The sequence below is a fragment of the Microbacterium sp. 22242 genome (genome assembly GCF_052045495.1).
GTDB lineage: Bacteria > Actinomycetota > Actinomycetes > Actinomycetales > Microbacteriaceae > Microbacterium.
This window is the reverse complement of the sequence record NZ_JBQEOZ010000004.1, coordinates 1-23,468: the sequence shown is the minus strand read 5'-3', so window position 1 is coordinate 23,468 and position 23,468 is coordinate 1. Positions and strand designations below refer to the sequence as shown.

25 protein-coding genes and 1 pseudogene are annotated in these 23,468 nt (G+C 70.6%); 10 read left to right on the top strand and 16 right to left on the bottom strand.

Translation table 11 applies throughout. From position 1 onward, the window contains the following. Positions 1 to 55: 55 nt before the first annotated feature. Positions 56 to 1,039, bottom strand: coding sequence for a helix-turn-helix domain-containing protein (locus ACTJJZ_RS05035; RefSeq protein WP_440720092.1), 984 nt, complete (start codon positions 1,037 to 1,039; stop codon positions 56 to 58). Between the two features lie 86 nt (positions 1,040 to 1,125). On the opposite strand from ACTJJZ_RS05035, the gene ACTJJZ_RS05030 reads away from it, so the two are divergent. Beyond that, complete coding sequence (locus ACTJJZ_RS05030) at positions 1,126 to 1,353, top strand: hypothetical protein (RefSeq protein ID WP_440720091.1); 228 nt, start codon at positions 1,126 to 1,128, stop codon at positions 1,351 to 1,353. Between the two features lie 62 nt (positions 1,354 to 1,415). On the opposite strand, the gene folP is transcribed toward ACTJJZ_RS05030, so the two are convergent. The 3 genes from folP to folE all read right to left on the bottom strand — a co-directional run bounded on the left by folP (position 1,416) and on the right by folE (position 4,274). Next, positions 1,416 to 2,240, bottom strand: a complete 825-nt coding sequence (folP, locus tag ACTJJZ_RS05025) for a dihydropteroate synthase (protein WP_440720090.1) — start codon at positions 2,238 to 2,240, stop codon at positions 1,416 to 1,418. Between the two features lie 148 nt (positions 2,241 to 2,388). Beyond that, positions 2,389 to 3,618, bottom strand: a complete 1,230-nt coding sequence (locus ACTJJZ_RS05020) for an NAD(P)/FAD-dependent oxidoreductase (RefSeq protein ID WP_440720089.1) — start codon at positions 3,616 to 3,618, stop codon at positions 2,389 to 2,391. A 26-nt stretch (positions 3,619 to 3,644) separates the two neighbouring features. Continuing rightward, the gene (folE, locus tag ACTJJZ_RS05015; protein ID WP_440720088.1) at positions 3,645 to 4,274 is read right to left on the bottom strand and encodes a GTP cyclohydrolase I FolE; all 630 of its coding nucleotides are present in this window, start codon (positions 4,272 to 4,274) and stop codon (positions 3,645 to 3,647) included. Between the two features lie 130 nt (positions 4,275 to 4,404). Here folE and ACTJJZ_RS05010 point away from each other — a divergent pair, with 130 nt between their 5' ends. From ACTJJZ_RS05010 to ACTJJZ_RS05000, 3 genes are read left to right on the top strand one after another with little or no spacing between them, the layout of a single operon-like run. Next, entirely contained in the window at positions 4,405 to 5,127 is a 723-nt protein-coding gene (locus tag ACTJJZ_RS05010) for a helix-turn-helix transcriptional regulator (RefSeq protein ID WP_440720087.1), read from the top strand. Next, positions 5,127 to 5,618, top strand: coding sequence for an NUDIX domain-containing protein (locus ACTJJZ_RS05005; protein ID WP_440720086.1), 492 nt, complete (start codon positions 5,127 to 5,129; stop codon positions 5,616 to 5,618). The genes ACTJJZ_RS05010 and ACTJJZ_RS05005 overlap by 1 nt, the downstream gene beginning before the upstream one ends. Beyond that, a complete protein-coding gene (locus ACTJJZ_RS05000) occupies positions 5,615 to 6,358 on the top strand; it encodes a pyrimidine reductase family protein (RefSeq protein WP_440720085.1) in 744 nt (247 codons plus the stop codon). The genes ACTJJZ_RS05005 and ACTJJZ_RS05000 overlap by 4 nt, the downstream gene beginning before the upstream one ends. A gap of 6 nt (positions 6,359 to 6,364) precedes the next feature. On the opposite strand, the gene ACTJJZ_RS04995 is transcribed toward ACTJJZ_RS05000, so the two are convergent. From ACTJJZ_RS04995 to ACTJJZ_RS04955, 9 genes are all read right to left on the bottom strand, one after another. After that, positions 6,365 to 8,191 carry a glycoside hydrolase family 15 protein gene (locus ACTJJZ_RS04995; protein ID WP_440720379.1) on the bottom strand — a complete coding sequence of 609 codons (1,827 nt, stop codon included), beginning with the start codon at positions 8,189 to 8,191 and terminating at the stop codon, positions 6,365 to 6,367. 2 nt (positions 8,192 to 8,193) lie between these two features. Then, the gene (locus tag ACTJJZ_RS04990; protein ID WP_440720084.1) at positions 8,194 to 8,961 is read right to left on the bottom strand and encodes a glucose 1-dehydrogenase; all 768 of its coding nucleotides are present in this window, start codon (positions 8,959 to 8,961) and stop codon (positions 8,194 to 8,196) included. Between the two features lie 95 nt (positions 8,962 to 9,056). Next, positions 9,057 to 10,205: an enolase C-terminal domain-like protein gene (locus tag ACTJJZ_RS04985; RefSeq protein ID WP_440720083.1), complete on the bottom strand. Its 1,149-nt coding sequence runs from the start codon at positions 10,203 to 10,205 to the stop codon at positions 9,057 to 9,059. Beyond that, a complete protein-coding gene (locus tag ACTJJZ_RS04980; protein WP_440720082.1) occupies positions 10,186 to 12,036 on the bottom strand; it encodes a thiamine pyrophosphate-requiring protein in 1,851 nt (616 codons plus the stop codon). The genes ACTJJZ_RS04985 and ACTJJZ_RS04980 overlap by 20 nt, the downstream gene beginning before the upstream one ends. A gap of 97 nt (positions 12,037 to 12,133) precedes the next feature. Further along, positions 12,134 to 13,768, bottom strand: coding sequence for a GMC oxidoreductase (locus ACTJJZ_RS04975; protein WP_440720081.1), 1,635 nt, complete (start codon positions 13,766 to 13,768; stop codon positions 12,134 to 12,136). Next, entirely contained in the window at positions 13,765 to 14,409 is a 645-nt protein-coding gene (locus ACTJJZ_RS04970) for a gluconate 2-dehydrogenase subunit 3 family protein (RefSeq protein WP_440720080.1), read from the bottom strand. Before ACTJJZ_RS04970 ends, ACTJJZ_RS04975 begins: the two co-directional genes overlap by 4 nt. Beyond that, a complete protein-coding gene (locus ACTJJZ_RS04965) occupies positions 14,406 to 14,852 on the bottom strand; it encodes a hypothetical protein (protein ID WP_440720079.1) in 447 nt (148 codons plus the stop codon). Before ACTJJZ_RS04965 ends, ACTJJZ_RS04970 begins: the two co-directional genes overlap by 4 nt. Before the next feature lie 312 nt (positions 14,853 to 15,164). Next, positions 15,165 to 15,743: a DUF488 domain-containing protein gene (locus ACTJJZ_RS04960; protein ID WP_440720078.1), complete on the bottom strand. Its 579-nt coding sequence runs from the start codon at positions 15,741 to 15,743 to the stop codon at positions 15,165 to 15,167. A gap of 14 nt (positions 15,744 to 15,757) precedes the next feature. Beyond that, positions 15,758 to 15,970, bottom strand: coding sequence for a DUF2945 domain-containing protein (locus ACTJJZ_RS04955; RefSeq protein ID WP_440720077.1), 213 nt, complete (start codon positions 15,968 to 15,970; stop codon positions 15,758 to 15,760). Between the two features lie 565 nt (positions 15,971 to 16,535). Between ACTJJZ_RS04955 and ACTJJZ_RS04950 the strand changes: the two genes are divergently transcribed. Then, positions 16,536 to 17,042 carry a hypothetical protein gene (locus ACTJJZ_RS04950; RefSeq protein WP_440720076.1) on the top strand — a complete coding sequence of 169 codons (507 nt, stop codon included), beginning with the start codon at positions 16,536 to 16,538 and terminating at the stop codon, positions 17,040 to 17,042. 144 nt (positions 17,043 to 17,186) lie between these two features. Here ACTJJZ_RS04950 and ACTJJZ_RS04945 read toward each other — a convergent pair whose 3' ends face one another. After that, entirely contained in the window at positions 17,187 to 17,597 is a 411-nt protein-coding gene (locus ACTJJZ_RS04945) for a VOC family protein (RefSeq protein ID WP_440720075.1), read from the bottom strand. A gap of 289 nt (positions 17,598 to 17,886) precedes the next feature. Between ACTJJZ_RS04945 and ACTJJZ_RS04940 the strand changes: the two genes are divergently transcribed. Both ACTJJZ_RS04940 and ACTJJZ_RS04935 read left to right on the top strand, forming a co-directional pair. After that, positions 17,887 to 18,030: an SDR family NAD(P)-dependent oxidoreductase gene (locus ACTJJZ_RS04940; RefSeq protein ID WP_440720074.1), complete on the top strand. Its 144-nt coding sequence runs from the start codon at positions 17,887 to 17,889 to the stop codon at positions 18,028 to 18,030. Next, entirely contained in the window at positions 18,027 to 19,184 is a 1,158-nt protein-coding gene (locus tag ACTJJZ_RS04935) for an MFS transporter (RefSeq protein WP_440720073.1), read from the top strand. The genes ACTJJZ_RS04940 and ACTJJZ_RS04935 overlap by 4 nt, the downstream gene beginning before the upstream one ends. Positions 19,185 to 19,261: 77 nt before the next feature. On the opposite strand, the pseudogene ACTJJZ_RS04930 reads toward ACTJJZ_RS04935, so the two are convergent. Continuing rightward, positions 19,262 to 20,625: pseudogene (locus ACTJJZ_RS04930) on the bottom strand (aldo/keto reductase). Positions 20,626 to 20,839: 214 nt separating this feature from the next. On the opposite strand from ACTJJZ_RS04930, the gene ACTJJZ_RS04925 reads away from it, so the two are divergent. Next, positions 20,840 to 21,703: an SDR family oxidoreductase gene (locus tag ACTJJZ_RS04925; protein WP_440720072.1), complete on the top strand. Its 864-nt coding sequence runs from the start codon at positions 20,840 to 20,842 to the stop codon at positions 21,701 to 21,703. Here ACTJJZ_RS04925 and ACTJJZ_RS04920 read toward each other — a convergent pair. Further along, the gene (locus tag ACTJJZ_RS04920) at positions 21,643 to 21,921 is read right to left on the bottom strand and encodes a hypothetical protein (RefSeq protein ID WP_440720071.1); all 279 of its coding nucleotides are present in this window, start codon (positions 21,919 to 21,921) and stop codon (positions 21,643 to 21,645) included. The two genes, ACTJJZ_RS04925 and ACTJJZ_RS04920, sit on opposite strands and share 61 nt — an antisense overlap. On the opposite strand from ACTJJZ_RS04920, the gene ACTJJZ_RS04915 reads away from it, so the two are divergent. Together ACTJJZ_RS04915 and ACTJJZ_RS04910 are read left to right on the top strand one after the other, a co-directional pair. Next, positions 21,920 to 22,177 (top strand): hypothetical protein, encoded by a 258-nt coding sequence (locus ACTJJZ_RS04915; RefSeq protein WP_440720070.1) that lies wholly within the window; start codon positions 21,920 to 21,922, stop codon positions 22,175 to 22,177. The two genes, ACTJJZ_RS04920 and ACTJJZ_RS04915, sit on opposite strands and share 2 nt — an antisense overlap. Before the next feature lie 52 nt (positions 22,178 to 22,229). Continuing rightward, positions 22,230 to 23,417, top strand: a complete 1,188-nt coding sequence (locus tag ACTJJZ_RS04910) for an IS481 family transposase (RefSeq protein WP_440719109.1) — start codon at positions 22,230 to 22,232, stop codon at positions 23,415 to 23,417. Positions 23,418 to 23,468: the final 51 nt, after the last annotated feature.

Sequence of the window (23,468 nt, the reverse complement as noted above, 5' to 3'; positions counted from 1 at the left end):
CGTGGAAGTGACGCCGGGCGAAGCTGTGAATCCCCTGGGATCGGAGCGCGCTGTGCTACCCGACGAGGAGAGGATCCGCGTCCGCCCGCGCGAACGACCGCCGGTACGCGCTCGGCGCGATCCCGACCTCGCGGGTGAAGTGGTGGCGGAAGAGCGTGGCGCTGCCGAAGCCGACGGAGGCCGAGATCTCCTCGATCGACGCGTCCGTCGTCTCGAGCGCCAGCCGCGCCTGCAGCACACGCTGCGCGGTCAGCCACTGCATGGGCGTCACGCCGGTCTCGGCGACGAAGCGCCGCGCGAAGGTGCGGGTGGACATGTGCGCGCGCTGGGCGAGAGAGGCGACGGAGTGCTGCTCGGCCAGCCGGTCGTTCATGTGCGCGAGCACGTCGACGAGCGCATCGCACTCCGCCTCGGGAACCGGCCGGCTGATGTACTGCCGCTGGCCTCCGTCGCGCTGCGGCGGCACGACCATGTTGCGGGCGATCACGTTCGCCACGGCGCTGCCCAGCTCGCGCCGAACGAGGTGCAGGCTGGCGTCGATGCCCGCCGCCGTGCCCGCGCTCGTGACCAGGTTCCCGTCGTCCACGAACAGCACGTCCGGGTCGACGCGGGCGCTGGGATAGCGCTGCTGCAGCTCTTCGGCGTACCGCCAGTGCGTGGTGCACGGCCGGCCGTCGAGCAGACCGGCCGCACCGAGCAGGAAGGCCCCGGAGCAGGCGCTCAGCATGATGGCCCCCCGGTCGGCGGCGCGGCGCAGCGCGTCCAGCAGCTCGGCGGGGTACTCCTCCGCGGGCCGCACCCGGGCCGCGGGCACCGCGATGACGTCGGCGTGCTCCATCACGTCGAGCCCGTGCGCCGGAATGACCTGGGCGCCCACCTGCGTGGTCACGGGCCGTCCCGCCTCGAGCCCGCAGACCCGGAAGTCGAAGGCGGGAACGTCGGAGTACACGCTGCGATCGAGTCCGAAGACCTCGGTGAGAAGCCCGAACTCGAAGACGGCGAGCCCGTCGATGACCGGAAGCGCGATGCTGTGCAGCATGTCTCCGAGTGTACTGGCGGGATCTTTACGGCAACAGTCCTTCCGCCATCTGGTGGCGGGATCTTATGCATCGTAACTTTGCGGACATGACCGAGATCACCGCCTCCGAATCCTCCTTCCGCGTCCGCGTGAGCAGCTCCGCGGCCGCGCCGCACGTCGGGCGCACCGGCGAACCCGGGCCCGCGCGTGTGCGGCGCTTCCTGCTCTGGGCCTGGTTCCCGCGCGAGATCCTGCACCGCGGCGGCACCGTGACGCGCGACGTGGAACGCGCCTACCGCGACCTGCAGGCGGCTCAGGACCGCAGCGAGTGGTAGCCCGTCAGGCATACCGGCAGGGAGCGATGCCCGGATGCCGGACCCTGGCGGCGGTCACCGGATCAGACGTTGCGCGTCGGATGAGTGTTGTGCTCCACGCGGGCGGGCGGGCGCAGGCCGAGGATCGCCTCCGACATGCGCGCGGCGTCGACGGCGGCCACGACGTCGTGCATCCGCACGATGCGCGCCCCCGCGAGGATGCACGCCGTCATCGCGGCGATCGACGCGTACACGCGCTCGCCCTGCGGCCGGTCCACGGCCTCGCCGATGAAGTCCTTGTTCGACACGGCCGCGAGCACCGGCAGTCCGAGCTCCGCGAGCTCCCCCAGGCGGCGGGTGAGCTCGAGCGAGTGCAGCGTGTTCTTGTCCAGGTCGTGCCCGGGGTCGACGATGAGCCGATCCCTCGGGATCCCGGCGGCTTCGGCGAGCGCGACCCGATCCTGCAGGAAGGCGCGCACCTCGGCCACCACGTCGTGGTAGCGGGCGAGCGGCTTCTCCTCGCGCGGACGGCCGGCGCTGTGGCAGAGCACCGCGTAGGCGCCTCGGCGCGCGACGACCGCGGTCATCCGGGGGTCGACGAGACCGCTGGTGTCGTTGATCACACGCGCGCCCGCGGCCGCGGCCACGTCGGCGACGTCGGCTCGGTAGGTGTCGACTGAGATCACCGCCTCCGGGCGCTCCCGCAGGACGGCCTCGACGACCGGGACGACCCTGTCGATCTCCTCCGCGGGCGACACCGCCGGTCCGCGGCCGAACGGCACTCCCCCGATGTCGAGCCAGTCCGCTCCCGCGTCCAGCGCGCAGAGCGATCGCTCCACCGCCCGGTCCAGGAGGAAGGTCGACCCCCGGTCGTAGAAGGAGTCCGGCGTGCGGTTGATCACCGCCATCACCGTCACCCGGTTCCGGAGGTCGAGCGGATGCGCGGCCCCTTCCGCAGAGGGAGCCGGTGCAGAGGGAGCCGGTGCAGAGGAGGCCGGTGCAGAGGAGGCCGGTGCAGAGGAGGCCGGTGCAGAGGACCCCGGGGCGGTCGTCGCCTCAGAGCTGCGCATAGGGCACGCCGGGGTCGGTGATGCGGTCCGCGTCGACGCTCTTGCGGCCGGCGATCAGCGGCTTGATCTCGTCGACGACATCCCACACGTTCACGTTCATCGCCGCCACGATGCGGTCCGCGTCGTCGAGCCAGAACGCCACGAACTCCCGCCCTGGCAGGTCCCCGCGCACGACCACCCGGTCGTAGGATCCCGGGGGCGCGTAGCCGATGTACTCGCAGCCGAGTTCGTACTGGTCGCTGAAGAAGTACGGCAGCTCGGTGTACCAGGCATCGCCGCCGAGCAGCGCGGCCACGGCCGCCGCCGGCTGGTTCAGCGCGGTCGCCCAGTGCTCCACCCGCACCCGGCGCCCCAGGACCGGATGGTCGTGGTTCGCGATGTCGCCGACCGCGTAGACGTCGGGATCGCTGCTGCGCAGCGACGCGTCGACCAGCACGCCGTTGTCGACCGCAAGACCGGCCTGCTCGGCGAGGCCGACCGCGGGAGCGACGCCGACGCCGATCACGACGGCGTCCGTCTCGATGCGCTCGCCGCCGTCCAGCTCTGCGGCCACGACCCTGCCCTCGGACGTGACGAAGCGCGCGAGACGCACCCCGGTGCGCAGGTCCACGCCGTGGGCGGCGTGCAGCTCGGCGAAGACCGCGGCGATGTCGGCCCCGAGCACCCCCACGAGCGGCAGTTCCGCGGCTTCCAGGATGGTGACCGTGTTTCCGGCCTCCCGCGCCGCCGCGGCGACCTCCAGGCCGATCCACCCGCCGCCGACGATCGTCAGCCGCCTGCCCTCGCCGAACACGTCCCTGATCCGGTCGGAGTCCTCCACGGTGCGGAGATAGTGCACGTTGCTCGCATCGGCCCCTTCCAGCGGAAGGCGCCGCACGGTCGATCCGGTCGCGAGGACGAGCTTGTCGTACGGCAGGGCGGTGCCGTCGTCCAGGGTCACGCGGTGGCCCGCGGTGTCGATCGTGGTCGCCCTGGTCGCCCGGTGCACGGTGACCTGGTTCTCCCGGTACCAGGATTCGGGGTGCAGCACGGCTTCCTCGAACGGGGTCTTCCCGGCCAGGTACTGCTTGGACAGCGGCGGCCGCTCGTACGGCAGATGGTCCTCGGCGGCGATCAGGTCGATCCTCCCCGCGTAGCCCTGCTCCCGCAGCGCCTCGGCGGTTTTCCCGCCGGCGAGGCCGCCCCCGACGATGACGACGTTCTGCACTGCTTCCATGAGTTCTCCTTCGTCTTCCCGTCTGCTCAGCCGGTGACCGTGGTGCCGCACAGGCTGAGGAACTCCTGCCGGGATCGCGGGTCGTCCCGCAGTCTGCCCAGGAGCGTGGACGTCACGGTGCGGGATCCGATCGCCTGCGCACCGCGGAGGATCATGCAGGAGTGCTCGGCGGTGATGACGACCCCGACCGCCTGCGGAGCGAGGTCGGACTGCAGCCAGTCGGCGACCTGCTTGGTCAGGCGCTCCTGCGTCTGCGGGCGACACGCGAAGTGCTCCACGATCCGTGCGAGCTTCGACAGCCCGACGATGCGCTCGCCCGGCAGGTAGCCGACGCAGGCGCGACCGGTGAACGGCAGCAGGTGATGCTCGCAGACCGAGCGCACCGGGATGTCCCGCACCATCACGAGCTCGTCGTAGCCCTCCTCGTTGGGGAAGGTCGTGAGGTCGAAGGGCCTCGGGGTGAGCATCTCCGCCCACGCCTGCGCCATCCGGCGCGGGGTGGCTCTGAGATGCTCCGAGGACAGGTCCATGCCCAGCGCGTCCAGGAACTCCTCGGCGGCGAGCTCGGCACGCGCCAGGTCCTTCTCCGGCTCGCGGCCGTCATGACGCGCCCTCGCGGGATCGGAGATCTCCCGCAGCGACGACAGGGCCGTCATCTTTCCGCACTCTCGAACATGATCCGCTCCTCTAACCAGAGTCTCAATATCTTTTAGAATGACAGCCCACAGCAGTGCTCGTCAAGATCGGTTTGCTTTAGAATCGACTCAACAGAAGGGAGCGGACCGGATGAACGCACCGACCCCTCGCGGAGACCTCGGCGACGTCGGGCTCCTGGCGGACCAGATGCGCCGGCGGCTCTACGACTTCGTCTCCGCCCAGCCGCATCCGGTGACCCGCGAGGCCGCCGCCGACGCCACGGGCATCAGCCGCACCCTCGCGGCCTATCACCTCGACAAACTCGCGCACGCCGGGCTCCTCACCGTCAGCCGCGCCCGGGTGAACGGACGGACCGGACCCGGCGCCGGTCGCCCCGCGAAGCACTACGCCCGCAGCCCGCGCGAGTTGACGGTCACCCTGCCGCCGCGCAACTACAGCCTGCTCGCGCAGATCCTGGCGACCGCGGCCGACGCCGACTCCTCGGAGCGGTTCCGCGCCGCGCTGACCGCTGCGGCGGAGACGGAGGGCCGTGCGCTCGGTCAGGCCGGTTCGGACATCCCTTCCGCGCTCTCCGCCGCCGGATACGAGCCCGAGGTCACGGCGGACGACGACCTCATCCTGCGCAACTGCCCGTTCCACAGCGTCATGGCGGACCATCGCGGTCTGGTCTGCACGCTCAACAGGGCCTTCATCGGCGGTGCCCTCGAGGGATCCGGCGACGACCCGGCTCGCGCCGAGCTCGCCCCCGGGGACGGCCGCTGCTGCGTCATCGTGCATCCCGAGCCGGTCGGCCGCGGCCAGGCGGACCCCGCCGGACGGGACCGGGGCGTGACGGGCGAGGAGGAGTGCTGATGCGCGAGCCCTTCGCCCTGATCCCCGCCGCCTACGTCTACCTGCGCCGCGGCGACGAGGTGCTCCTGCAGCTGCGGCAGAACACCGGTTACATGGACGGCACGTGGGCGGCGGCCGTCGCCGGCCACGTCGAGCCCGGTGAGAGCGCCGCGGCGACGGCCTGCCGCGAAGCCGCGGAGGAGCTCGCGGTCGTGCTCGCGCCCGAAGCGCTGATCCCGCTGACCGTGCTGCAGCGCACCGACGGCACGGCGGACGCGCGGGAACAGCGGGTGGACTGGTTCTTCACGGCCGAGCGCTGGGACGGCGCTCCCCGCATCGCCGAGCCGGACAAGTGCGCGGAGATCGCCTGGTTCCCGCTCGCCGCGCTGCCCGCGCGCATGCCTCCGCACGAGCGCGCGGTCCTGGAGCGGCTCGCCGCCGGGACCGTCGAGCCCTTCGCCGCCTACGGGTTCCGGTCGCCGGCGGACGCGACGGCGGTGGGTGCGGGATGAGCGCCGCGATCGACGCGATCTGGCCGGAGCCGGCGCGGGACCTCACCGACCAGCAGCTCCTGGCCGCGTACCGGCCGCCGCCCTCGCCGTGGCTGCGGATGAACTTCATCTCCAGCCTCGACGGCGCGGCGACGAGGGACGGCCGCTCGGGCGGTCTGGGCGACCCCGCCGACCGGCGGGTCTTCGAGCTCCTGCGCCGCTGGGCGGACGTCGTGCTGCTCGGCGCCGGGACCGCGCGCGTCGAGGGATACGGCGCGATGAGGCTCGCCGATGACGCGGTCGCCTGGCGCCGCGCGCACGGTCTGCGCCCGCAGCCCGCGTTCGCCCTCGTCACGAGACGACTCGACCTCGACCCGGCCTCGGCGATCTTCGCCGAGGCCCCGGTCCGGCCGATCGTGTACACCGCGGCGAGCGCCCCGGAAACCCGCAGGAAGGTCCTCGGCGAGGTCGCCGACATCGTGGACGCGGGCCGGACCGCCGTGGACCCGTGGGCTGTGCGCCGCGACCTGGAGAACCGCGGACACGCCCGCATCCACGCCGAGGGCGGCCCCACCCTGTTCGGCGCTTTCCTCGCCGCGGGCGCCGTCGACGAGCTGTGCCTCACGCTCGCCCCCACGGTGGAGGCGGGATCCGCGCCGCGGATCGCACACGACCCCGAGGCCCTGCCCACGCCGATGCGCCTCGCCGCGATCCTGGCGTCCGGCGACGAGCTGCTGCTCCGGTACGCCAGGAGCGCCTGAACCGCCTCAGCGGCCGCCCCCGGCGCCGTCCGGCTTCTTCGACGTGTCGACGGGGATGCGGTCCTCGGTGGTGGACGTGCCGCCGGCCAGGAAGTGGTAGCCCGCGCGGACCAGGGCGAAATGGCTGAACGCCTGCGGCATGTTCCCCAGCTGGCGCGCTCCGCGCACGTCCCACTCCTCGCTCAGCAGGCCGACGTCGTTCTGCAGAGCGAGCAGGCGGGTGAACAGCTCCTCCGCCTCGTCACGCCGGCCCGCCCCGATCAGCGCGTCGACGAGCCAGAAGGAGCACGCCAGAAACACCCCCTCGGTACCGGGCAGCCCGTCGTCGCTCTTCTCCGGGCGGTACCGGAGCACGAGCCCGTCCTCGGTGAGATCGCGCTGGATCGCCTCGATCGTCCCGAGCACGCGCCGATCGTCGGGCGGCAGGAAGCCGACACGCGGGATCAGCAGCAGCGAGGCGTCGAGCTGCTTGGATCCGTAGCACTGCACGAACGAGTTCATGGATGCGTTGTAGCCGTGCTCCAGGATGTCCCGCCGGATCCTGGCGCGCAGCCGCTCCCAGGTGCGGACGCTGCCGGACAGCTTGTCCTGGCGGGCGCTCTTGACCATCCGGTCCACTGCCACCCAGCACATGACCTTGGAGTGGGTGAAGTGCCGGCGCGGGCCGCGCATCTCCCACAGGCCGTTGTCCGGCTGATCCCAGATCTCGCCGAGGTGCTGCAGCAGCGCGCGCTGCACCGCCCACGCGTCGTCGCCGGCCCCGATGGTGCCCCTGGTGAGGGCGAGGCCGTCGAGCAGTTCGCCCCAGACGTCCAGCTGCAGCTGGTCGGAGGCGGCGTTCCCGATCCGGACGGGGGTGGCGCCGTCGAACCCGGGCAGCCAGTCCAGGGTCTCCTCCGGCAGCCGTCGGCGGCCGTCGAGGCCGTACATGATGCGCAGCTGCGCCGGATTCCCGGCGACCGCCCTGAGCAGCCAGTCCCGCCACGCCTTGGCCTCGTCGATGTAGCCGGCGGTGATGAGCGACTGCAGGGCGAGGGTCGCGTCGCGGAGCCAGCAGAACCGGTAGTCCCAATTGCGCGGCCCCTGCGGCTGCTCGGGCAGTGACGTGGTGGGGGCGGCGACGATCCCGCCGGTGGGCTCGTACGTGAGCGCCTTGAGCGTGATCAGCGAGCGCTGGATCGCGTCGCGGTGCGGCCCGTACGCGGTGCTCTGGGCGCTCCACCGGGTCCAGAACGACTCGGTCTGGCGCAGGGCCTCGTCCGGGTCGGCGGGGACGGGCTGCCGCTCGTGGCTCGGGAACCAGGTGAGCACGACGCTCACCCGCTCCCCCGCGCGGATCGTGAAGTCGGCCACCGTGCGCAGGTCCTGCCCGCGCATCGGGACGTCGCTGGTGACGAGAACGGCGTCGGGGCCGGCGACCGCATGGGCGCCTCCGTCGGTGGCCGTCACCCATGGCACGACGTGCCCGTAGTCGAAACGCAGCGCCAGATCCATCTCCATCGGCACCTCGCCGGAGACGCCCTCCACGATCCGCACCAGATCCGCGGCGTGATCCCGGACGGGCATGAAGTCCGTCACGCGGACCTCCCCGTCCGGGCCGTCCCACTCGGTCTCCAGGATCAGCGTGTCGCCGCGGTAGCGCCGCCGGGTGCAGCGCTCGGCGCCGCGCGGGGCGATCCGCCATCGTCCCGCCGACTCGTCGCCCAGCATCGCGGCGAAGCAGGCCGCCGAGTCGAACCGGGGCAAGCAGAGCCAGTCCACGGATCCCGTGACGGACACCATCGCGCCCGTGTGCAGGTCGCCGATCAGGGCGTAGTCCTCGATGCGCCGCACGCTCACAGGCCGGTGCTTCCCTGCATGATCCCGCCGTCGACGAAGACGGTCGTCGCGGTCACGTACCGGGCCTTCTCCGAGATGAGGAAGGCGACGACGTCGCCGATCTCCGCGGGGTCGGCCACCCTGCCGAGCGGGATGGTTCCCTCGAGCTTGTGCCGCAGGGCGTCGTCCTTCATGGTCTGCTCGTTGATCGGGGTGTTCACCGCGCCGGGGGCGACGTTGACCACGCGGACGCCGTGCGGCCCCAGTTCCACTCCGGCCGTGCGGGCGAGCATGCGCATGCCGCCCTTCGAGACGCAGTAGCTCAGATTGCCCGGCATGGGCCAGTCCTCATGCACGGACGACACGTTGATCACCACGCCGCCGGTGCCCTGCTCGATGAAGCGCTGCGCGGCACGCTGGGTTCCGAACACGGCGCTCCGCAGGTTCACCGCGATCACCTGATCGAAGGTGTCCTCGGTGACCTCCAGGATGCTGTGCCGCTTCTCGATCCCCGCGTTGTTCACGAACGCGTCCAGCCGTCCGAAATGATCGACCGCTGCGGAGACCAGCTCGTCGATCCCTGCCGGTGTGCTGACATCCGCCTCGACGCCGACCGCCCTGCCGCCGGCGCCCGTGATCTCCTGCACCAGGTCGGCGGTGTCCTCGGGGCGCGCGCGGTAGTCGATGATCACCGCGGCGCCCGCCGCCGCCACCGCCCGCACGATCGCCGCCCCGATCCCGCTGTTGCCTCCGGTCACCACCACGCACTCGCCGTCCAGGTCCATCCGAATCTCCTTCCGTTGCGCATCCGATATCCGCATTCCCGCGGGGCGGAACGTCGCCGAACCGGCCCGCCGGGNGGCGCCGCGACCGCCCGATCTCACCCGCTGCCGCCACCGCCGGCGACGAACCGGCCGGTGCGGTACGGCTCCGCGTCCGGCTCCTTGAGCAGGAGGCCGTGCCCTCGTGCGGTCGGGTCGGGCACGAGATCGCCGTCGACGAGGAACGGGCCGCCGTCGAAGAACAGGCCCTCGATGCGCACGTGATCGTGGAAGTACTCGATGTTGAGCACCTCGTCGTAGGCGGCGCACACGGACGCGTGCAGCGCCGGCGCCGTGTGCGCGCTCAGCGGGACGCCGAACGCCCGGGACAGGGCCGCCGCGACGCCGAACCCGGTGATGCCGCAGCGGGTGGCGTCCGCCTGCAGCACGTCCACCGCGCCGTCCCGGAGCAGATCGCGGAAGTCGGCGGGCGTGTAGGCGTACTCGCCGACGGCGATCCGGATCGGCGCGGGCACCCGATCCCGCAGCAGCCGCAGCCCCTCGCGATCGTCGCTCGAGACCGGCTCCTCGAACCAGGTCACCCCCTCGGCGGCGAAGCGCTCGGCCTGGGCGAGCGCCTGCTTGCGCTGGTAGGCCCCGTTCGCGTCGACGAAGAGCTCGGTGCCGTCGCCGATCGCCTCGCGCGCCACCTGCACCCGATGCAGATCCTGCGCGGGGCGGGATCCGATCTTCATCTTGACGGCGCGGAGTCCTGCCGCCGCCCACGAGCCCAGCTGCTCCGCGAGCTCGTCGTCGGAGTAGTCGGTGAATCCTCCGCTGCCGTACGCGGGGACGCTCATCCGGCCGCCGCCGAGGAGGCCGGTCAGGGACACGTCCAGCATCCGGGCGGCAAGGTCGTGCAGGGCGATGTCGAGTGCGCTGATCGCGCCGGCCGCGACGCCGGCCCAGCCCGCGTTCCGCACCGCACGGGCCATGGCCCGGTACGCGCCCCGGGTGTCCAGCGGATCCCTGCCGCGGACGGCCTCCCACAGCGTGTGCTCCACGACGGCGAGCGCCGCGGGCGACGTGTAGGCGTACCCGAGGCCGGTGGCGCCGCCCGCGGTGAGCCGCACGACGAGGACCCCGGTCGCGTTCCAGGTGAGGGTGCCGTCGCTCTCCGGACGCTCCCGCGCCCCGGTCGCCGTCGGCACCCGGAACAGGTCGGCGCGGATGGCGTCGACGGTGGGCTCAGCGCCGGTCCGCATCATGCCCCTTCTCGCCGTCGCCATCGAGGTGCAGCGCGTCCTTGACGCGCTCCAGCCCCTGCGTGAACAGTGCCGTGGCCGAGTCCTTGATCACCCCGGCGCTCTGCGGGTCCCCCTTCAGCAGGGCCTCGCCGACGTTCTTGGCGAACTCGAGCGTGATGTGCGGGGGCAGCGGAGGCACGTTGCGGCTGGTGTGCGCGTCGATCACGGTGACGCCGCGATGCGCGAACGCCGCGTCCCAGGCGGCGCCGACGTGGTCGTCCCTGGTCACGGTGATCCCCTGGAAGCCGAGCAGCTGCGCCCAGCCGGCGTAGTCCACCGACTCGACGTCCTGCGAGGTCGACCACAGCGGGTTGCCGTCCTCCGTGCGCATCTCCCAGGAGACCTGGGCGAGGTCGTCGTTGTGCACGACGAGCACGATGAAGGTCGGATCCTCCCAGCGCGACAGGTACTTCTTGACGGTGATGAGCTCGTTCAGGCCGAGCATCTGGAAGGCGCCGTCGCCGATCGTGCACACCACGGTCCGGTCCGGATAGGCGAACTTGGCCGCCTCGGCGTAGGGCATGGCCGCGAGCATGGTGGCCAGCCGTCCGGAGAGGTCGCCGCGCATGCCCTCGCGCATGCGGATGTACTGCCCGTACCAGTCTGCAGTCGTGCCGGCGTCCGCGGTGACGATCGCGCCGGCCGGCAGGCGCGAGTTCAGCTCGGAGTACAGGCGGCGCGGGTTCACCCCGTCCGAGTACGTCTGCTCGGCCTGCACCGCGAGCGCCTTGTCCCAGTCACGCATGCTGTCGGCGATCCCCTGCTGCCACGACAGGTCGGTCTTCTGCCGTAGGAGCGGCACGAGCGCCTGCAGCGTCGTCTTCACGTCGGCCCAGATGCTCACCTCGGTCGGATAGCGGAGCCCCAGCTGCTCTGGACGGAGATCCACCTGCACCGCCCTGGCCTGACCGGTCGCCGGCAGGAACTGCCCGTACGGATAGTTCGTCCCGAGCAGGACGAGCGTGTCGCACTCCTTCATCTGCTCGTAGCTCGGCCGGGAGCCCAGCAGCCCCAGCTGCTGGGTGTGGAAGGGGAGGTCGCCGGGGACGACGTCCTTGCCGCGCAGGGAGGTGATCACGCCGGCGCCGGCGAGCCGCGCGGCCGCGAGCACCTCGGCGGTCGCCCCGGTGGCTCCGGCGCCGACCAGGAAGCTCACGCGTTCTCCCGCGTTGATGATGTCCGCGGCCGCGCGCAGCTGCTCCTCGGGCGGGGCGATCGCGGTCGAGGGGGCGACGGCGCTCGAGCGCGACATCCACAGCTCCGCCCCCGGCGGAACCATCTTCATGCCCTGCACGTCGTGCGGGAAGACGATCACGGTCGGCTGCTTGCGGGTGATCGCGACGCGGAAGGCGGTGTCGACGACGGCCTGCGCCTGCTCGGGCGAGACGATCGTCTGCACGTACGCGGCGACGTCCGCGAAGGTGCGCTCCAGATCGCTCTCCTGCTGGGTGAACGTGCCGAAGGAGTTCAGCCCCTGCTGCCCGACGATCGCGACGACCGGCTGGTTGTCCATCTTCGCGTCGTACAGCCCGTTGAGCATGTGGAAGCCGCCGGGGCTGGAGGTCGCGATGCAGACGCCGACCTCTCCGGTGAACTTCGCATGCGCCGTCGCCATGAGGGCGCAGACCTCCTCGTGCGTCGGGCGGATGTACTCGAGTCCCTCCCCCGCCCGCTCCGCCTTGCCGAGGGCGCCGTCGAACTCTCCGATCCCGTCGCCCGGGAATCCGAAGACGCGGCGCACGCCCCACTCCCTGATGCGCTCGATGATGAAGTCGCTGACCGTTGCCGCCATGATGTCCCTCCTTGTTGTGGTTCTGGTTGACGCCGAGCCTGTTGCCGAGCCGGTCGCCGGTATGCGGTTGTCGTGGGGATCGGATCCGCGTCGCGGATCACCGCTCCGGTCGTTCGCGCAGGCGGGCGGCCGCGCGGGCCGCGACCGCCATGATGGTGAGGGCCGGGTTCGCGCTCCCCTGCGTGGGCAGGACGCTCCCGTCCGTGATCAGCAGGTTCGGCACGGCGAAGGATCGGCAGTCGCCGTCCACCACCCCGTGCTGCTCGTCGCGGGCCATCCGGGCGCCGCCCACGAGGTGCGCGTACCGCTGCACGGTCATGGTCTCCTGCGCTCCCGCGGCCTCCAGGATCCGCTCCATCGCGGCCTGAGCGGCGCGGAGCAGGGCGCGGTCGTTGTCGCACTGCGTGTAGGAGAAGTGCGCGACGGGGAGGCCGTACCTGTCCTTCTCGTCTGCGAGCGTCACCCGGTTGCCGGGCAGCGGCAGGAATTCGCAGAGCGCGCCGAGGCACGCCCAATGCACGTAGTCCGACACGTAGCGGCGCAGATCCGCACCCCAGTGCCCCTGCGCGATGACGTGCTCGGCCCAGGTGATCGGCAGGGGCGAGACCGTCTGGATCGAGAAGCCGCGCTTGTACGGCCGATCCGGATCGGTCTCGTAGAACTCCTCCGTGCTCACCTCGGGCGGCGGCGCCTTCCACATCCGGATCTCCTGCGGGAATCGGCCCGCGGTCTGCGGCGCTCCCTGCACCATGAGGTACCGTCCGACGAGGTCGAAGTCGTTGCAGAGCCCGTCCGGGAATCGCGGCGATGTCGAGTTGAGCAGCAGCCGCGGCGTCTCGATCGAGTATCCGGCGACGGCGACCATCCGGGCCCGCTGGAACCTCGGGACGCCGTCCCTCAGGTAGTGCACGCCCGTTGCCCGGCCCGTCCGCGGGTGGATCCCGATCGAGGTCACCATGCTGTCGGGGCGGATCTCGGCGCCGCGGTCCATGGCGTCGGGGAGGTGGGTGATCAGCGGAGAGGCCTTCGCGTTCACCTTGCATCCCTGCAGGCAGAATCCCCGGTAGATGCAGTGCGGGCGGTGGCCGAACCGGCCGTTCGTGATGGCGACGGGGCCGACCTTCGCCGTGACGCCGGCGGCGAGCGCTCCGCGCAGGAACACCTCGCCGTTGCCCGACACCGGGTGCGGGCGGTGCGGATAGCGGTGCGGCTCGCCCCAGGGCCAGTCCTCCCCCGCCACCGGCAGCTCCTGCTCGAGGTCGGCGTAGTACGGCGCGAGCCCGTCGTAGGCGATCGGCCAGTCCGCGCCCACGCCGTCGATCTCCAGGGTGCGGAAGTCGCTCGGGTGGAAGCGCGGCACATAGCCGGCGTAGTGCACCATCGAGCCGCCGACCCCGCGTCCGGAGTTGTTCGAGCCGAGCGGGACCGGGTCCGCACCGCCGATCTGGCGCGGTTCCGTCCAGTACAGGTGGTGCGAGCCCGCCTCGTCGCTCACCCAGTCGCGGGCCGGATCCCAGAACGGGCCGGCGTCGAAGCCGACGGCGCTCCAGCCGGCCCGCGCCAGCCGCTGCAGCAGCACCGATCCGCCCGCCCCGCAGCCGACGATCGCGATGTCGACCTCGTCGGCGTCGCGGAAGCGCCGCATCCGCTCGAGCAGCCGGGGCTCGGCACGGGAGCCGTCCGGCATGAGCAGCCAGGCGGACGCGTTGCGATCCTTGACGCCGGTGCTCATCGCTGCGCCTGCACCTGCGGCATCTCGTCGGGGCGCGTGTCGGCGACCTCGAACGGCTCGCGCCGGTCGACGCCGAGGTTCTTGTAGCCGCGGGGGAAGGCTGGCCCGGCGAAGCCGATCTGGTCCCACGCCGCGGGGTGGCTGTAGAAGGCGGTGCAGGCGTACCGCGTCCACAGGCTCCACAGGTACGCACGATCGAGGCCGCGCCACAGGCCGTCGCCGGCGCGGACGGACTCCAGGATCTCCCGCTTCGCGGAGTCGTCGCACGCGGCGAACGCCCGCTGATGCCGCTCCTGCGCCTCGTCGTCCAGCGCGGCGAGGCTCGTCCGCCAGGCCTCTCCGTCCTCGGGCAGGCAGTCGTAGTGCCAGCCGTCGGTCTGCCCGTCCGCGAGCCGCGCGTCGACCATCGCGGTCACCGGCACCAGCCGGTGCTGCGGATCCTGGTCCAGGAGGAGGTCGAACAATGCGGTCGCGGTGCCCTCCTCCCTGGTGTCGAAGAAGCGGATCTCCTCCCGGCCGCCCGTGCGCGCCTCCACGACGGCTCGGGTCGCGTCGTCCCAATGCGGCGCCTGATCGAGGACGTGGAAGCCGGGGAACCGCTCCGGCAGGTCGTCGCGCGCGGTCCCGCTGCCGGCGCTCACTTCTCCCGCCTCAGTGCGGCGGCGAGGAGGCCCATGCCGCCCACCAGCGTCACGAGGAGGGGAGCGAGCAGCGGCGGCCCCATCTCGACGTTGTAGCGGAAGTTGTGCCACCCGCCGGGCTTCTGCGCGACGCCCCGCGCATGCAGCCAGGCGCCCTGCAGCCCGTTCGCCACGATCGTGGCCGACGCGATCGGGAGGAGCGTCTTCGCGGCCCGCCTGCTCGCCACGCCGGACAGCCCCGCGATGGCGCCGACCGGGCCGAGGGCGACGGGGACCCACATCCACCGGTTCCCGAAGCTCGCCTTGTCGTGCTCGAAGTAGATCTCCCCCGCCGTGACCAGCGCCCCCACCGCCGTGAGTGCGGACAGCGACCGCTCCAGCCGGCCGGTGCGGACGTCCCGCGCGTACCGGCCGATCGCGTGGCTCCTCGTCGCGCGTCTCATGCGTCGCCCGTTTCGCATCGTCTCCTCCCGCGCCGTCTCGCCTCTGCGAGCACGCGACACCACTCCACACCCGTCGCACCGAACTGTGATCGGGATTGACAGGATCTCCGCCCCGCCCGATACTGGCGGTCCGCTTCACGCAGTTGTGGACGGACGTCCTCCGGTTCTGCGGCGGTTCAGAGCTCGTTCGAGACGGCGCCCCACTCCTCTGGGGCGACGTCGGCGACCGTGGTCCGCGACGTGCTCGCCGACTCGATTCCGATCATCCGCCGTGTCAAGGGCTCCGCACCCGGACGGCCCTGACGCCGTGACTCAGCGGCGTTCCCGGGGAGCTCCTTCCTCCGGCCGCTCCGGGTAGGTCACGCGGCCGTCCTCTTCGACTGATGGTGTCGCGCCCCACTGGCCGAGGACGTGCTCTCGCGCGGCCTGCCCGGCGATGAGGTGGTGGACGGCCCACCCCTGCGCGCTCAGCGCGTTGGCAATCAGGAGGCGGTGGCACCGCCAGGGCATCGGCTCGCCGCACATGATGGCCGTGCGGCGCTCTCGAGCGAGCCCGGTGAGCTCCTCGAGACCCTGGCGGAACTCATCCGTGAGGGTGTAGTCGGCGTAGTTCCTGAAACTGGCGTTCTTCCAGCCGGCGTTGACCACAGGATCGACACCCGTCTGGCGCTGCCGCCTCCCGCCGAGCCTGGGCAGTCTCAGGTAGTCGACGCCGTTCTCCGGCAGCCACTGCGACATGGCGTCGGAGCCGAACTGCGGATTGCGGCGCGAGCCGGGGTGGGCGCGCACGTCGACGAGCAGTTCGATCCGGTGCTCGTCGAGGGGCGCGAGAAAATCGGGGATCGGGCAGGTCCAGTGCCCGATCGTCCAGATCTCGCCGGGCTCGTCCACGCACTGGCTCTCGGTCAGCGAATACGATGCAGCGCGCCGGCCCTGTGCATGGCGACGTGGTCCGTCTTATCGGACCTGATCTCGTACTGCGGGTCCTCGGGACTGCAGCGGCGCATGTGGCCCTTGTACTCGGTGTCGCTGGTGTGCCTCTTCACGATGACGCCGGTGACCTCTCCGGCCTCGGAGTTCCAGCGGACGTGGTCGCCGATCGCGAAGTCGTCGCCCATGATCGGTCTCTCCTCCGGATCTCGGTGGTGTTCGGACGTGGACGGGGTCAGGACTCAGCATCTGCTGAGCCTCCGCCCCGAAGCTGAAGTGATCCGCCGTTCTACGGCTCCATTCTCGGGGATTCTCCGACGAAGAACCAGCCTCAGCCGCGTTCACGGAGACCGGATCCTCGCACCTCAGCCGGCGGTCGAGCGGTTCCTCACCCGCCGCGAGCTCCCGATCCACCCGCTCGACCTCGCCCGCTCACCGGCACCCGCCATGCGACCCACGCTCACCGGCGAAACGCCTGACGGACCGGTGCTCCGCGGAAATCGGCTTCGACGCCGCAGAACGCCTCTGGCGCCGGTCAGACTGGATCGGCGAGCACTGACGCGCCCGACCCATCCACTCTTTCTGGCCGATGACCCGAGCAGGTCGTCATCGAACTCGCCGAGCCCTTGAGCGAACGCGTCCGCGACACGCTTCGCATGCCGAGCGTTCGAATCGTTTAGAGTCGCCCGATCGAATACCCGAGCACCAGGGCTTGGGTCGGATAAGGCCGAAGCAGCCTCGAAAGGCGGCGCCATGACCAGCAACGAACAGCCGATGACGAGCGCTCCCGTGTCGGCGGAAGAGGCCGAACGGCGGAAGGCGATGCTCGCCGAATTCCTTGCGAGCAACACTCTTCCGCCGCTTTATCGGCTTTCGACTATGAATCCCGAAGTCACCTGGGGACCGGCGACATACGGCAGCCCGACCCCGATCTCGCAGACCAGATTCGTCTACGAGATCAAGGCAACGACGACACCTCGCCTCGAAGTCCACACCCTCGAGTTCGGTACCGAAGACGAGATAGCCGTCGTGTCATGGGGTTTGAACTTCGGGGGCCCTCCGCCCGCCGCTCCGACGAAGCCGGTGACGATCCCGGTGACGGTTGACACATCGCCCGGTTCAGGGCGAGTCCTCGCCACCGTCTCGAACAGATGGATGGTTGCCATCAAAGCTCCGAACGGCAGCTTCGTGGTCCTCGGCCCCGGGGATCTTCCACGCCACCTCACACTCATTCGAACGGACATCGGTACGCCTTCGTGAACGAGACCACCTGCGTCACCTCGAGTGGCGCGGTCTCAGCCTGAGGGTCCAAGGCCGTCGAGCACTCGCGCCGCAGCGGTGCTGCTCACCATCCATCTCGGCTTCACGCCGTTGCGGACGGATGTCCTCCGGTTCTGCGGCGGTTCAGAGCTCGTTCGAGACGGCGCCCCACTCCTCCGGGGCGACGTCGGCGATCGTCTGGCTGAACATCCAGCGGTGCCCGCCGATGTCCTCCACGGAGTACTGCCGTTCGCCGTACACGTGGTCGGCCGGAGGCTCGGCGATCGCCGCCCCGAGGGAACGCACGTGCGCGCAGTGGGCATCGACATCGGCGACGCGGACCATGACCGAGCAGCGCTGCGCACCCGTCGGGCCGGCATCATCGCGGACGACCACCGCGCCGTCGCCGAAGGACAGCTGCGCCCGGTGATCTCCGATGCGCCAGCGCTCTGTGAAGCCGAACACGCGGCAGAGCCACTCCGTCGCCTCGTTCACGTCGCGATAGGCCAGAACCGGCACCACGGTCGCGTCCGGCATCGAGCGGTTGGAGAGCATGTCGTCCTCCGATCCGAGGAGATCGAGTCGGGAAGCCAGGGTACCGACCTGCTCGGGGGCAGGCGGGCCACGTCCGCTCACCAGGAAATCACGGCCTCGCACGGTTGTCCACGCCTCGGCTGTAACGCTCGGTCCGCGCTCGTGAGGGGTAACAGCATTACCTGGCGCCGCCGGCCGGTGGGAAGGACGATGGATACCAGCGTGAAAGTCGCGTCGAGAACCGAGGGATCATGACCGAGAAAAGTCGCGGAAACCAGCGCGCGCACCGGAAGCCGACGAGAGCCCGCCGATGAGTGACACCCCTCGCCGCGTCGCGTTCGTCACCGGAGCATCCTCCGGAATCGGCGCGGCCACCGCCCGCGCCCTGCACACCGCCGGATACCGTGTCGCCGTCGACGAGATCCTGCTGCGCCCCGCGGACCAGCTCCGATGAGGCGTCTGCTCGTCGGCTCGTCCGCCCTGTTCTGGGGATTGCAGTTCGCGTTCCTGAACCCGGTGCTCGCCCTGCTGCTCGTCGCCCTCTACCGGGCGACGCCGGCCGAGGTCGGGTGGGTGCTCGCCGTCTTCAACACCAGCGGCTTCATCGCGTCGCTCGTGCTGCCGGCATACGCGGATCGGAAACGCGAGTACCTGCGGCCGATGCTGCTGTGCGGAGTCCTCACGCTCGTCCTGGCCGGGGTCCTCGCGTTCACGACGGCGCTGCCCGTCGCTGTCCTCGCGCTCGTCGTCCTCGGCGGCCCCGCCGGAGTCGGCTCGTCGCTGCTGTTCGCGCATCTCAAGGCCTCCGGCGCCCGCGTGTCGGACGTGATGAACACCCGCGCCGTGGTCTCGTTCGCCTGGGTCGCCGGCCCGCCGCTCGCGACCATCATCATGGGCGCCTTCGGCAACCGGTCGATCCTGCCCGTGCTGGTCGTGGTCGCGGCCTTCAACATCGCAACCACGATCCTGATGTCCCGGCAGCGCTCCGCCCCCGACGCGCCTTCGGCGGCCGTCGCGTCCGCGGACGACGGCGCCCGCGTGGGCAGGACGGTCGTCGTCGCCGTCGTGGTCGGCTTCGTCCTCCTGCAGGCGACGAACAGCGCCGCCGTGTCGATCATGAGCCTGTTCGTCACCCAGCGCCTGCACCTGCCGCTGATCTGGTCCGGAGTCGCCCTCGGCGTCTCGGCGCTGCTGGAGATCCCCGCCCTGCTGATCATCGGAAGACTCAGCCTCCGCTTCTCCAGTCTCCCTCTCATCATCACCGGATGCCTCGCCGGGATCGCCTACTACGCAGGCATGGCCGTCGCGGCCGACCCCGTGACGCTCGTGCTACTGCAGGTGCCCAACGCCTGGTTCTTCGGCATCGTCGCGGGCATCGGCCTCACCCTCTTCCAGCAGATCATCCCGCGACCCGGCCTGGCATCGGGCCTGTTCACCAACACCCGCCGCATCGGCGCGATCATCTCCGGCCCCATCATCAGCATCGGAGCCGCCTCGCCGACCGGCTACCAGGGGATCTTCTTCGTCTGCGCCGCACTCACCCTGGCCGCCCTCCTCGTCATCGCCCTCGCGCAACGCCTCTCCGCCGAGCCGACGGCGCCCGCGTGACGCATGCCCACGCCGGTGCGCTCTTGTCGGGGCCGCAGAGCACGCCCGGTCCGACGGCGAAGACGGCCAGGCGAGGGTCAGCGGACGCGTGAGGACCCGCCGAACACCACTGGCGTCGGCAGGGCGTCGAGTGCCGCGTCGATGCGTGCGATCTCTTCGCGGCTGAGGTCCACGTCGGCTGCTCCGGCGTTCTCGCGCAGACGCCCGGGATCGCGGGTGCCGGGGACGGGCACGATCCACGGATGCTTGCCGAGCATCCCGGCGAGGGAGATCTGGGCGGGGGTGGCGGACTTCTCGGTGGCGAGGCCGGTGACCAGGTCTAGGAGCTGCTGATTGTGGTCGATGCCTTCGTCGGACTACTGCGGCATGCGCGCACGGTAGTCGGTCGCCGGATCGAACTGCGCACCCTTGGCTTGCGGTCCGGTGAGGAAGCCGTTGGCCAGCGGGGAGAACGCGACCAGGGTGATGCAGAGGTCTTCGAGCGTGCCGAAGACGTTCTCGTAGTGTCGGTCGAGCATCGAGTAGCGGTTCTGCACGGCGGTCACGGGCGTGATGGCGTGGGCGCGGCGGATCGCGTCCTCGTCCACTTCGGAGAGGCCCAGGCGGCGATCTTGCCTGCGTCGATCAGTTCCTGCATGACGATGGCGACGTGTTCGACCGGTACGTCAGGGTCTTGGCGGTGCTGGTAGGAGAGGTCGACGCCGAGGCGGCGCAGGCTGCCGTCGACGGACGCGCGGATCGTTTCGGGACGGCTGTCGGTACGCAGGCCCCGGTCGGTGATCTCGACGCCGAACTTGGTGGCGATCACGACCTCGCCACGCACTGGACGCAGCGCCTCCCCGACGATCTCCTCGTCGATCGACAGCGTGCCGTCGGGGTAAGTGCCGGTGTAGGACTCGGCGGTGTCGAAGAACGTGTAGCCGAGGTCGTGAGCATCGCGGAGGAGACGGATCGCCTCGTCATGGGGTGTCGGAGGTCCGAAGGCATGGGACAGCCCCCATGCATCCGAGGCCGATCTCGCATTCAAGGCCCGTCCGAGAGCATTCGCGGCCAACAGGTCGCCGTTGCGCACCCACGCGGGCGCTGCGACGGCGTCGAGCATCTGCTGCAGTGCCGGGCGCACCCCGCGGGTGGGTGCGACCGCACGCCCACCAGCGCCGGTGTTGGCTGCGCGTGCCAGATCCAGCAGATGCCGGTACTCCTCGCCCGACAGGCGAAGGGCGCGCCCGAGCGCGGCGAGCACGCCCTCGGACACGCCGCGGAGATTGCCGCGCTCGAGCTTCATGTAGTACTCCACGCTCATCCCCGCCAGCATCGCGACTTCCTCGCGGCGCAGCCCAGGCACCCGGCGCCGCGGACCGCCGGAGATGGCGACGTCCTCCGGCTGCAGACGATCGCGACGCGACTTGAGGAAATCCCTCACCTGAGCACTGCTGTCCATACCCTCCCCGCTACGACCGCGTCGGTCGGTGAGACAGACCTCATCAGTACCCGTCACCACACGGCCCGCTGCCCGGAGCGAGACGGCTTGCTCCGCAGGGAGGTACTGACGGTGCCTGGCACGCCAGTCGCGCACGGATGACGCTGGTTCGAAGGAACGCTAGTACGAAGGAACGAAGCAGGCTCTCCGATTGAGCCGGGGAAGAAGGAGCATCATGACGCTTGTCACCGTTGTCATCGGAGCCGGGTCCATCGGCCAGGCCATCGCCCGTCGCGTCAGCCATGGACGCCATGTCCTCCTGGCCGACATCCACCAGGACGGTGCCGACGCCGCCGCCCAGGTACTCGCCGACGCAGGCTTCACCACCAGCATCGCCGTCGTCGACGTGTCCTCCCGGGAATCCGTCCACGCCTTGGCCCAACAGGCCGCGCGACTCGGCGACGTCGCCGCGGTCATCCACGCCGCCGGCGTCTCGGCCAGCCAAGCCAGCATCGCCCAGATCCTGCACGTCGATCTCTACGGCACCGCCGTCGTCCTCGACGAGTTCTCGGACGTGATCGCGCCGGGCGGCGCGGGCGTCGTGATCGCCTCCCAGTCCGGCCACAGGCTGCCCGCCCTCACGCCGGAGCAGGACCGACTGCTGGCGACCACCCCCGCCGACGACCTCCTGAAGCTGCCGATGCTGCAGCCCGAGAGCCTCAGCGACGGGCTGCACGCCTACCAGATTTCCAAGCGCGCCAACGTCCTCCGCGTCATGGCCGAGGCCGTCCGGTGGGGCGAGCGCAGGGCACGCGTGAACGCGATCAGCCCCGGCATCATCATCACCCCGCTCGCCCGCGACGAACTCGCCGGAGCCAACGGGGCCGGCTACCGTCGCATGCTCGAACTCGCCCCCGCTGGACGCGCCGGAACGCCCGACGAGGTCGCCACCGTCGCCGAACTGCTCCTCACCGACCGCGGCGCATTCATCACGGGCAGCGACATCCTCATCGACGGCGGGGGCACCGCCTCCCACTTCTACGGCCCGCTCGCCGGCCTTGCACCCACCCCGGAGCAGGACGACCAGGCGAGCGCGTGAGCGCGCGAGCAGCCGCCCGCATACGCGTCGATCAGGCCTGATCCCCCGAACGACAGCGCGTCAGTGACGCGAACCAATCGATTCCACTCGACCGTGTTCTTGTAGTCACGCAATCGATCGAAGTCGTCGATCAGGAGCCGACGCGTTTCGTCCGACCGGCGCGCAGCGGCCCAAAGCCGCAGCTCGTCGGTCCCCTCTAACGCGAACAGTTCGTCCATGCCCCCATGCGAGGGCGCGGACGCCGACGACATCGATGACCGACTGAGCGAACGGTGGACGCTCAACCGGGCACTGTTCGCCCGGATCACTCTCGAAGACGACACCGCGCCCATCACGCCCACGCAGGCCATCGCCACGATCCTCGTCGGCGATCGCAGCCTCCACGACGAACGAAACCTGCCCCGCGTTGATGCGGGGCAGGGTTCGAACTTCGACCAGATGGTGGACCTGAGGGTGTCTGGGTTCACGACATAGGCGACAGGTGATCGGCGACACGTGAGTCGCGTCATAGGCGACAGACTCAGGCATGTCGAAGCATCGCGTCGTCGTGTTGAAGATCATCGCCGGACAGCTCACAGTGACCGCCGCTGCGTGCGAGTACGGGCTCTCCCGCCAGTATCTCCACGTGCTGCTCGCCCGCTACCGTAAAGAGGGATTGGATGGCCTCGAGCCACACTCGCGCGCTCCGCTGACTTCGCCCCAGACGACGACCACCCGCGTCCGCGACCGTGTCATCGAACTGCGCCAACAGCTGACCTCGAACGGGCTCGATGCCGGCCCGGTCACGATCGCCTGGCATCTGCGAGAAGAAGGCCTACGAGCCCCGTCGACGTCCACGATCCGCCGGATCCTGCACACCGCTGGGCTGGTCACCCCCGAGCCGCGCAAACGCCCCCGTTCCTCCTACCTCCGTTTCGAAGCCGCCCGACCGAACGAGACCTGGCAGTCCGACTTCACCCACTGGCCCCTCGCGGACGACACCGACGTCGAGATCCTGAACTGGCTCGACGACCACTCCCGAAAACTGCTGTCCTGCACCGTCCACCACCCCGTCACCGGCGACGACGTCGTCACCACGTTCCTCACCTGCATCGACACCCACGGGCCGCCCGCGTCCACGCTCACCGACAACGGACGCGTCTACACCGCCCGACACGGAGGAGGCAGAAACGCCTTCGAATACACGCTCGCCGCGCTCAGCATCGTCCAGAAGAACGGTTCCCCGAACCACCCCCAGACCCAGGGCAAGATCGAACGCTTCCATCAAACCCTGAAACGCTGGCTCGCCGCCCGTCCCCGCGCCCGCACCGCGGCCGAGCTGCAGACCCAACTCGACGAGTTCCGCGAACACTACAACACGCGCCGACCGCACCGCGCGCTCGACGGAAGAACCCCGGCCGACACCTACGCCGCCTCCCCAAAAGCCGCCCCCACCGGGACCCCAGACACGGACCGGACGCACTACCGCCTCCGCTACGACCACGTCGCCGCCGACGGGAAGATCAGCTTCCGCCGCGCCGGGCGCATGCACCACCTCGGCATCGGCACCACCCACCGAGGCAAACGCGTCATCATCCTCGCCGACGAACACAGCACCACCGTGATCTCCCTCAACACCGGAGAGATCATCGCGACCAACACCATCGACCCAAGCAAAAGCTACTGGCGCAACAACGAGAGAGAGCCCGGCCGATGGCCGGACTCTCTCTCGTAACTTGTCACCTATGTCGCGACTCAGATGTCAACTATGTCCCGACTCATCACA